The organism is Mesorhizobium yinganensis (genome assembly GCF_040081985.1).
GTDB lineage: Bacteria > Pseudomonadota > Alphaproteobacteria > Rhizobiales > Rhizobiaceae > Kumtagia > Kumtagia yinganensis.
The window spans coordinates 74933-84903 of record NZ_JBEBMH010000026.1 but is presented as its reverse complement, the minus strand read 5'-3'; the positions used below and the strand labels follow the sequence as shown (position 1 = coordinate 84903).

Below are 9971 nucleotides of genomic sequence, written 5' to 3'. Positions count from 1 at the left end.
TGAGGCTGCCGTCGGAGGCGGTATAGCCGAACGTCACCGATGTGTCGTCATTGGCGGCCGGCGTATAGGTCCAGGTGCCGTCGCCATTGTCGGCGAGCGAGCCGTTGCCGGACTGGATGGAGACGCCGGTGATGGTTGCCGCGGGTCCGTCGACGTCGGAGACGCCGGCCAAGAGTTCGGCCGACGTGATCACACGACTGCCGTCCTCGGCGATGGCGCCGAGATCGACGGGTGCCGCTGTCGGCGCGTCGTTGACCGGGGTGATGTTGATGGTGGCCGTGTCGCTGCCGGTCAGAGCTACACCGCCGGTGCTTCCATTGTCATTGACGTGCAGCGTCAGCGTGGTCGAGGCGGCCGGCGTGTCCGAATTGTTGAGGTAGGTCGCGGTCGCGCCGCCAGTACCGGCGAGGAGGTTGTTGATCTGCGTGAGCGTGCCGGTGATGGTGACGGACGACGTGCCTGAATTGGAGACGGATGCGCCGGTGGTGCCTGCGGTGAGGTTGAGGGCGCCCGCGCCCACGGACAGCGTCACGGTCATGGAGCCCGTGCCGGCGTCGGCATCGCTGATGGAAAGACCGGTTCCATGCAGGGTGAGCGAGGTTTGCTCGGTCGCGGCATAGGTTGTCGGTGTGATTACGGCCGCCGGTGCGTCATTGACCGGCGTGATGTTGATCGTGGCCGTGTCGCTGGCGGTCAAGGTTCCGCCGCTTCCGGTGTTGCCGTTGTCGCTGACCAGCAGGGTCAGAACGGTGCTGGCAGCGGGCGCATCCGAGCTGTTGATGTAGGTTGCGGTCGCGCCGCCCGTGCCGGCGAGCAAGTTGTTGATCTGCGTGAGCGTGCCGGTGATGGTGACCGACGAGGAGCCCGAATTGGAGACCGATGCGCCAGTGGTGCCTGCGGTCACATTGAGGGTGCCGGTCCCCACGGACAAGGTAACCGTCATGGAACTGCTGCCGGCGTCGGCGTCGGCAATGGAAAGGCCGGTCCCGTGCAGGGTGAGGCTGGTCTGCTCGGTCGCCGCATAGGTCGTCGGCGTGATCGCGGCGGTCGGCGCGTCGTTCACAGCCGTAATGTTGATCGTGGCGGTATCGTTTGCGGTCAAGGTGCCGCCGCTTCCGCTATTGCCGTTGTCGCTGACCTGCAGGGTCAGCGTGGTCGAGGCGGCTGGCGTGTCCGAATTGTTGAGGTAGGTCGCGGTCGCGCCTCCGGTTCCGGCGAGCAAATTGTTGATCTGCGTGAGCGTGCCGGTGATGGTGACGGTAGACGTGCCCGAATTGGAGACGGATGCACCGGTGGTACCAGCGGTGACGGTGAGCGCGCCCGCGCCGACTGACAGCGTCACGGTCATCGACCCCGTGCCGGCATCGGCGTCGCTGATGGAAAGACCGGTCCCGTGCAGGGTGAGGCTGGTCTGTTCTGTCGCCGCGTAGCTTGTCGGCGTGATCGCGGCGGTCGGCGCGTCATTGACCGCGGAGACGGTGATGTTGTGCGTGTCCGTGCCGGTGTTACCGGTGCCGCTGTTGGTAGCAACGACCGAGACGCTTCCAGGCGAGGCAGGCGAGTTGCTTGTGTCGTTGTAGGTCACGCCCTGCAGGATGCTCTGCCAGGTTGTGGTGGCTTTGTTGGTGCCCGATAGGGTCAGCACCCCCGTGCTCGAATTGTACGAAACCGTTATTCCGGCCCCTGTTGCCGCCGTCGTTGCCGCGCTGTTCAACGACAGGCTTTGTGTGGCGGTTACGGTTCCGCCAAGGCTGATGGTAATGATGTCGATGGTGTTTCCGCTGTCGGAATTGGCTGTCGCCACCGTCGCGGTCGAAAACAGAACGACCGGCGTCTGTTCGGTGAAGGCGGTCGAGCCGATGCCACCCGTGTTATTCAGATTCAAAGTGACAGACATGATATCCTCACAGAAGTGATTTGTTGCCGGGCGTGCGGGCCGGGGCAGGGTTAATCGAGCGGCGCGATCCGGAAGCTCCGGTCCGTGCAGCCGGCAGGGTCGTGCCCGTCGATGCTGCGCCGTCGGAAACGGCGAAAATGGCGAGGGCTGGCGCGGCCAAGCGCACAACGTCCGCGAGCAAAGGTCCCGCCGCCGTGCCGGCAATGCCGCCAGCCGCGGGATTCGTCCGGCCCCTGATGGCCACGGACCCGCCCGGAACAAGAACCGGCATCAGGCTTATCCCTGCAGACACGTACATGACTCCTCCGCCGCGCCCGATGAAATCGGCGCGTCAATTGTCTTTCGACGGTTACGGTGAGCTTACTGAAGTATGGTCATGATGTTGCGGCGCCGCTGTCAAAGACAGAACACGCTGAACATGGCTGCGCACTCAATCTATATTTGAATGCCGCTGCTCCCCTCATCAGCACGTGACCCAAGCTCGATTTGTGGATTTAATTTTGGCGGAGACCTACTTTGCGGTCAATTGAGCCTTCCTAGACCCGCCCTAGTCCCTATGGATTAGCCTGTTCTACCTACGCTCCAGAGCTTTGGGGTGAAATCCGGGTACGCGCGCTCATCCGATTGCAAGCGCTGGACTTGAGTCCTGCTGCCAACATGCGGATATGGCGCGCGCTTTTTTTGGCCAGGCCCGGTAGCCGGCGTGAAAATCCGTTTTTTCAGTCTCCTGCGGGAGGGTGGATGCCGGCGCGTGCATCCTGCGCGTCGGCTTCACTGCGACAGCAGCGCCGCGTCTTCGGGGCGAACAAGGTCCGGCGGACAGGCTGGCGCGACCGCGATCGCGCGGATCTTCAACTCAGGCGCCTGAAACCCTGCGTAGCGGACCAGCCGCCGCCGATACTTCTCGAGCTGTGTCCTGAATGCGGGCTGCTCCGCGAAGAATGCGCCGGCGAAGGCATAGGTCAGATTTTCACCCGCCGTTTGCTCCGCGATGATCGTGCGTGACCATCCCTCCGGCGCGACGTCGGTGACACGCATCCGGCAGTCGCCTCGAGTTCCGACGATCCACAAGGGAGCGCTGGCCAGGTCCAAGGGTTGCACGGCAAGCCCGCGTGCCTCGAGATACGCCGTGATCGCAGCGCTGTCGTCGGCATCGATCTCGCCGTCGCGTGCAAAATTGATGCTCTTGCCGGCAAGGCTGACGACGAGAAGCAAGAGGAGGGCGAGACTAAGCCGCATCTCGGCCAATTTTGTGATAGCCGATGCCGAAGACGACCGCGAGAACCAGCCAGTTCGTTATGCTGGCGCCGACCGGGCCATGGATCAGCTCGTATTGCGCGGGATAGATGCCGATAAGGCCGATCCGCACGACGTTGATTACGACGACGGCGATAGCGCTTGACGCGGTCCAGGCCAGTGCCGCGGGCGACCAGCGGCCTCCCCGCAAATTCAAGAAGACCGTGGCGCTCAGAATGGCGAGCGAAAGATTCGCAACCGATGAACAGCCGGGAGCGATGAACATCGACCCCGCGCCATTGGCGAGCGGCACGACATTGCCTTGCGGGGTGGTGCCGATCAGCCAACCGGCCAGTTTTGCGTCTATGCCAAGGACGGTGTCGCTGAAGGCAACGAAGAGCAGACGCGCCCAGAACAAGGGAAGGGTCATCGCAAACACGATCGCCGCAACCCGGCGCATGATCGCCTCCGACGCCGTCGAATGGAGATAGAGCGCGATCAGACAAAGGCCCAGCCAGCTCAGGGCAGGCACCGGCGCCAGGAACGAAAGGCCGGCGAGCCCGCCCACAAGCATATCGTTTCGTCGAACTTGGTCCGACGCCGCGCGGGCAAACGTTGCGAACGCCGCGAAACACGAACCCCAAACTATTAGGCTGATATCGAAAGTATTGAACAAGGCGTCCAGCAACCCGAGTTCGCTGACCGATTGATGGATCTTCTCGCTGACGCCGTTGGCAAATCCTATGCCGACGAGAGCCGCGAAGAAAAGCGAACGCGAGGACGTCGACGCGCCGACCGATTGCCAAGCCATTCGGCTGGAGCGAACGGCCCCGGTCGTTGCCTCAACTGCTGTGTGAGCCGTCGACAATGCTTCACCGCATATGCGCAGACCGCGTCGCTATCATTTACCTGCCCTTGGCCCGTTGCTTGCGCCTCGACAGCCAGACATAGCCACCCACGACCACGAGCGCGGGAATTCCGACGCCGGCAACGGGTCCGGGAACGGCGACGCTCCTCGGATTGCCCGAACCTCCGCCGGAGATCGATCCGAAGCCGCCGCCAAGATATCCGGCAAGCACCGGAGATGTCACCAGCCCGATCAGCACGAGCCAGAATATTGCCTTAAGAAAAGACACGGCAACCTCCATGACGATGAGACGTCGAGAACAATACGGGCTCTCGGGTTGGCCGGTGATCCATCCCTTAGGTGGGCAGGCGCGTAACTGGCTCAGCCAAAAGGAGTGGGCCGAGGCATCTTTTTGGTGGCAAGCATTGCGTCGATGTCCGCCGATCCGCTCAGTGATGGTTCACGCACGTCCGATCGCAGGGATCGCCGTGCAGCGGGTCGTCCGGCCGAATCGGCAGAACGGCCCACATTGCGTCGTATATAGGATAGATATTCTGAAATGTTGAAAACAACACGCCAGTTGAAATCAAATATACCAGTGACATATAAGATAAAAATACTATGAATGGATTTTGATGCGGTGACGCAACCGGCGGGTTGTTTTCCCATGGCTAGGGATGATTCGTGGGAGGATTTGAGGGATTGTGAGCAGGTGGCGCGGCTTTTATTCCGATTGTGACCGCCGTGGGGTCAAAAATTAGCTGTTTCTTTACGATTGCCTGTTTTTGCGTTGGCTGCGCTGCCATGAGATATAGATCGAAGGAGCTATATCTCATCACGGAAAACTTATCCGCATGAAAGGTCGTCGCCCTAGACATCCTCTGAAAACTGAGCATATACTTCAAATGGGGTATACAAGGGTTGGGTTCCATGAAAGTAAAAGTTGGCCCTGCTAAGCGTGAGGGAAAAGTCACGACGATATTCGACGATTCTCTTCAGTCCGCCGAGGTCAGCGTGGTGGGCGAAGGGGAGGTCCGTATCTCTTTTCGCGCGGGCGGGATGTACGACCAGAAGTCGGCATATCAGTACACGCTGAATTTTTCTCGGTCCGAATTGAGCGCACTGGTCGGCGTGTCATAAGTCGCGGCGTGACTTCGTGGTTCGACTGCGGGGTGAAGCGTTTCGTGACCATTTAGGGTCTGCGCGGCCAGCGCGGAGTACGCCCCGAGTCTTTCGGGGCCGGCATGTCGATCGGTCGGCCCCGCTGGAACGTTCAGATCACTACGAAGTCGGCATTCGTTAGAATCAGACCTGTGCTGAGCGTCGCGAACTGGGTTGCAGCCCCTGCGCCATTGCCGTCCGCATCGTACATCAACGCGCCGGTTGCCTGGTTGTACACGATGCGGTCTGACGCATCTTGTGCCGCCGCGCCGATCTGGAATGCCGCGGCCGCCAAGGTTCCGGTCGAGGCCAGAGCGGTGAAAACCGCGTTCTCGAGGTGGATCTTGTCGACGGCTCCCAGGAAATCAGTGATCCTCTGAAGATTCGCGGCGGCGTCGAGCGAGCCGTTGATGATAAAGATGTCATTGCCGGTTCCGCCGGTCACGATATCTTTACCGAGGCCACCCGTGAGCGTGTCGTTCCCGGCGCCCCCGACCAGCGTGTCGTCGCCCGCCCGGCCGAGAAGCGTGTCATTGCCGTTGCCGCCGGTCAGGGCGTTTTTCCCACTGTCTCCGCGCAGGCTGTCGTTGAACGCCGATCCCACGAGATTCTCGATTGAATTGTAAGTATCGCCGGCGGCATCGCCGAGATTGATGGAAGGTGTTTCGAGGTCGGCACGAACCGCAGCCGTCGCATCGCCGTAGCTGGCGGTGTCGGTGCCCAAGCCGCCGCTGAGCGTGTCGCCTCCCGCGCCACCGGACAAGACATCATTGCCGTCGCGCCCGTAGAGCCCATCGTTGCCTGCCCCGCCGGCAATGGCGTTTGCCCCGCTGTTTCCGCGCAGGCTGTCGCTGTATATCGAACCGACAAGGTTTTCGATCGAATTAAAGGTGTCGCCCGCGGCATCGCCGAGATTGATGGCCGGTGTCTCCAGATCGGCACGGACGGCTGCCAAAGCGTCGAAATAGCTGGCGGCGTCATTGCCAAGCCCGCCGCTCAGCGTGTCGGTTCCGCTTCCTCCCACCAGCGTATCGTTGGCGTCGCGGCCGAACAGGCTGTCATTTCCCGTGCTTCCGACAAGGACGTTCGCGCCCGCATTGCCGCGCAGGCTGTCGCTAAATGCGGATCCGACCAGGTTCTCGATGGAGTTGAAAGTGTCACCCGCCGCGTCCCCTGTGTTCACCGATGGCGTTTCGAGGTCGACCACCACGCTGGACAGCGCATCGTCGTAACTGGCAACGTCGTTGCCTGTACCGCCGCTCAGATTGTCGGCGCCGTCTCCGCCGTTCAACAGGTCGTCGCCGTCCTGCCCGTACAGTTTGTCGTTGCCCGCGTAGCCCTTGATTGCGTCGTCGCCGGTGCCGCCCCTGATGTCGTTCGCGCCGATGCTGCCGTTCAGCCCGTCGCTGTGATTGGTGCCGATGAGGTTCTCGACCGAGTTGTAGGTGTCGCCCGCCGCATCTCCCGAATTGATCGACGGGTTGGACAGGCTCGCCACCACCCCGGTGAGGGAGCCCACATAAGAGGCTGTATCCGTGCCCGAGCCGCCGCTGAGATAGTCGGCGCCGGTCCCGCCGATCAGCATGTCGTTGTTGTCCTGGCCGTAGAGCTTGTCGTTGCCGACGCCGCCGTTCAGCAGGTCGTTGCCGGAGTTTCCGCTCAGGGCGTCATTGCCGCCCAGGCCGGAAACATCGTCGTTGCCGGCCAGTCCATCGATCGCGTCGGATTTCGAGGTGCCGGTGAGAACGTCATCGCGGTTGCTCGGCGTGTTGAAGAACTGGAATTCGGGTCCGGTGTCGGCACTGCCGGCGGTGCCGCCGCCGTCATTGTCGCGAATGGTCACGGTCGCAACGGCGCTTGTGCCACCGGTGCGGAAGACTGCCGAAAGAGGGTTGCTGAAAACGACGGTGAAGCTCTCGTCGCCTTCGACGAGGCTGTCGTTCCTTATGGCAATTCGAACATAGCTGCTTGTCTGCCCCGCGCCTATCGTAAGGACGCCGCTCGCGGCATCGAAGTCCGGAGAGTTGGCGGAGCCTGGCTGGGTGGAAAAGTTGACCCTCACGTCGCTGGCGGCAGGCTTTGACAGCAGCACGTGAACAAAGGCCATCGTGTAGCCGCTGTTACCTTCGCTTACGCTCGTTGAGATCACATCGATCTTGGGTGGCCCGTCATCCGCTGCCGCGGTGACGATCTTCTTGCTGAAGCCGCCGATGCCGCCTACCATGTTGGGCGCGCCCTGATCGTCGTCGATGAGCGTGGCGGTTGCCATGAGCGCAGGCGCGTTTTCGGCGAAGACGGCATTCTGCGCGCCGCTCAGCACCAATTTGATTGTCTCGTTGCCCTCGAGATTCGTATCGCCGCTGAACGGAAAGGATAGATAGGCCGCCTGCTGACCGGCTGCGATTCTCCCCGTCCCGTAAGTGAAATCGAAGTCGCCCGCACCCGCCGAAGCGGATCCGTCCTGAAGACTGTATAGAAATGTGATCGGCGCGGTAGCCGGCCTGTCCAGCGTCACCAGAAAGCGGACAAGGTCCACGCCCCGGTCGCCCTCGATCATGGCGACGTCGCGCACGCTGATTGTCGGCAAGGTATTTGATGCCGACTCGCCGCCACCGAGTTCGACGGCGGTGCCGTAGCTTCCCAGAGGGGTGTCCGGCAGGCCGTCGTCGTTGTCGAGGATGGTGCCTGTCGCGAGCAATGCGGCCGCGTTGTTCGGCAAGGACGCATTGTCTCCGGCAAAGAGCACGAGCTGGAAAGTCTCGTTTCCTTCGATAAGCGTATCGCCGTCGATGACGACCTGTATATCGACCGTCGATGAGCCTATCGGGAACGTGTAGCTGGAAGCCTGCCTCTGGTAGTCGCCATCGAGCGACGATGCGGAACCATCCTGCAGATAATAGTAGAATGTCACGCGTTCAGTGGCCGGCGCATCGAGCGTCACGGTGAACCTGGCAAGTTGGCTGCCCGCATCTCCTTCCAGGAGCGAGAAATTTTTCAAGGAGATTGCATGCATGCCAGACTCCATCCCCGAAAATGAAAAGCTTACATTACACATCCGGTTTTATACAAAAACACAGACTGTCGATGGATCGGTAAGTTGTACTTTGAGCTGGTGCCGACTAATGCAATTTGCTTACTGAATACCGCCTCATCTAGCCCGATGGATGTCAATCATTCGCCGTTCAAATCTCAGGGTTTGAAGAATTCGCAGCCTGCCGCGGGAAGTACGCTCTCTGTCAATAGCGAAAAGCCGAAGGGGGCGGATTGCTGCGGCAGTCAAATGCCTCCATAATCCAGGAACAAAACTGGCAGGGAGCAATTCATGTGGATTCAACTGACAAAGAACAATGGTGAGGCGATCCTGGTTTCGTCGGCCAGAATTACGCATGTTTCGGCCCGGCAGGTGGGCGGCTCGACCATCTATCTGGACTCGACGACGACGGACGCCAATGGAACCGCAAAGGCGCGTTCGTTCTCCGTTCAGGAGGCTTTCGAGCAGATCCAGGACATGCTGCGTGCCGGCGGATCCGGTGCGAAAGGCCGGGGAGTCAAGACCAGCTGAAAGGCGGTTGTTCAAAAACAAAATCCTCGGCGCGGGGCTGCGCCGAGGCGCTCGCGCCACTTCATCGCGCGCTAAACCAGGCTGGAAAGCCTGGTTCCGGGGTATCCGGGTTCATCGCTCATTATAAGGCAGGCAGGAATGGCGGTGGGCGGGACAAGATAGGGGAGACCGGCTCGCGCCGGTGCTCTCAAAGGCCGGTTCCGCGGAAGACGACCATTGGCGTGAGAAGCAGTATGCGCAGGTCGGTTGTGAACGACATGATGCCGGCATAGCGGGTGTCATAGAGTGCGCGTTCGGCGAATGAGCAGCTATTGCGTTCGCTCACCTGCCAAAGCCCGGTGATCCCCGGCCGCATTGCGTAGTAGGCGACGCCTGGATATTCCGACCGCTGCTCCGGGCACATGGGGCGAGGGCCGACGAGGCTCATATGGCCGAGCAGCACGTTCAGCAGTTGCGGCAATTCGTCGAGAGAGTATTTCCGCAGATAACGGCCGAGCCGCGTGATTCGCGGATCGTCCCTCAGTTTCTGCACTTTCTCCCATTCCAGCCGGGCGGCGGTGTTTTCCCTCAGGTAGGTCTGCAGATGCCGTTCGGCGTCCGGAACCATTGTCCGAAGCTTCCACAGGGTGAAGACTTTTCCGTTCTTCCCGACCCGCGGCTGCCGATAGAACGCGGCGCCTCCGTCAAGTCGGACGAGCAGCGCCAGGATGCCGACGATCAACAGGACGAACGGAGCCAGGACCAGCGCGATCGCGATGTCGAAGCCGAACTTCAAGGCGAGATAGATGGACCTCGAACCGACCCGCCGATTGGATGATGCCAGATCATCCGAAAGGGTAGGTAGATACGGGTGAGAGTAGTTTTCCGACATATAGGTCTCCAGCAATAGGGATGGAGACTGGTACAGAAGCTAAGCACGCACCGACGTAAGTGCATGCTCTGTTACGCATCATGAATACGTTTAAAACGATGATGATGTGACTTCTGTAGATCTCAAACCCCGCCCATAGGTAAAGTATATTTCTTCAAAGGGCGGGACAGATCAATAAATACACGGTAGCAATTTGTATCTAGACACATTGGTTTATTGAAGTTGAGTACGAGGATACACGTGCGATATTTTGTCACTCCAAGCTGAAAATCCAATACAAACAACTCTTAGTTTTGCTTTTGGGTGAAGAGTATCTGTAACGTTTCAGGATCGTTTGCAGAGATATAAATGCGCGGCAGCGATGCAGTGGGTTCTGCATTCGCCCGGACACGACAGG

At 60.4% G+C, this 9971-nt stretch carries 8 protein-coding genes; 2 read left to right on the top strand and 6 right to left on the bottom strand.

Annotated features, from left to right (window positions below; translation table 11 throughout):
- The 4 genes from ABMA59_RS29590 to ABMA59_RS29575 all read right to left on the bottom strand — a co-directional run.
- Nucleotides 1–1897: beta strand repeat-containing protein (locus ABMA59_RS29590; RefSeq protein ID WP_349008967.1), on the bottom strand; the 1897-nt coding region annotated here is incomplete at its 3' end.
- A 771-nt stretch (nt 1898–2668) separates the two neighbouring features.
- Nucleotides 2669–3145, bottom strand: a complete 477-nt coding sequence (locus ABMA59_RS29585) for a hypothetical protein (RefSeq protein ID WP_349008966.1) — start codon at nt 3143–3145, stop codon at nt 2669–2671.
- A complete protein-coding gene (locus tag ABMA59_RS29580; RefSeq protein WP_349008965.1) occupies nt 3126–3707 on the bottom strand; it encodes a hypothetical protein in 582 nt (193 codons plus the stop codon). The genes ABMA59_RS29585 and ABMA59_RS29580 overlap by 20 nt, the downstream gene beginning before the upstream one ends.
- 331 nt (nt 3708–4038) lie before the next feature.
- Entirely contained in the window at nt 4039–4269 is a 231-nt protein-coding gene (locus ABMA59_RS29575) for a hypothetical protein (protein ID WP_349008964.1), read from the bottom strand.
- Nucleotides 4270–4910: 641 nt separating this feature from the next.
- On the opposite strand from ABMA59_RS29575, the gene ABMA59_RS29570 reads away from it, so the two are divergent.
- Nucleotides 4911–5120: a hypothetical protein gene (locus ABMA59_RS29570; RefSeq protein ID WP_349008963.1), complete on the top strand. Its 210-nt coding sequence runs from the start codon at nt 4911–4913 to the stop codon at nt 5118–5120.
- Between the two features lie 133 nt (nt 5121–5253).
- On the opposite strand, the gene ABMA59_RS29565 is transcribed toward ABMA59_RS29570, so the two are convergent.
- Nucleotides 5254–8154, bottom strand: coding sequence for a Calx-beta domain-containing protein (locus ABMA59_RS29565; RefSeq protein ID WP_349008962.1), 2901 nt, complete (start codon nt 8152–8154; stop codon nt 5254–5256).
- Nucleotides 8155–8463: 309 nt separating this feature from the next.
- Between ABMA59_RS29565 and ABMA59_RS29560 the strand changes: the two genes are divergently transcribed.
- Nucleotides 8464–8703 carry a hypothetical protein gene (locus ABMA59_RS29560; RefSeq protein WP_349008961.1) on the top strand — a complete coding sequence of 80 codons (240 nt, stop codon included), beginning with the start codon at nt 8464–8466 and terminating at the stop codon, nt 8701–8703.
- A gap of 187 nt (nt 8704–8890) precedes the next feature.
- Here ABMA59_RS29560 and ABMA59_RS29555 read toward each other — a convergent pair whose 3' ends face one another.
- Complete coding sequence (locus ABMA59_RS29555) at nt 8891–9574, bottom strand: sugar transferase (RefSeq protein ID WP_349008960.1); 684 nt, start codon at nt 9572–9574, stop codon at nt 8891–8893.
- Nucleotides 9575–9971: the final 397 nt, after the last annotated feature.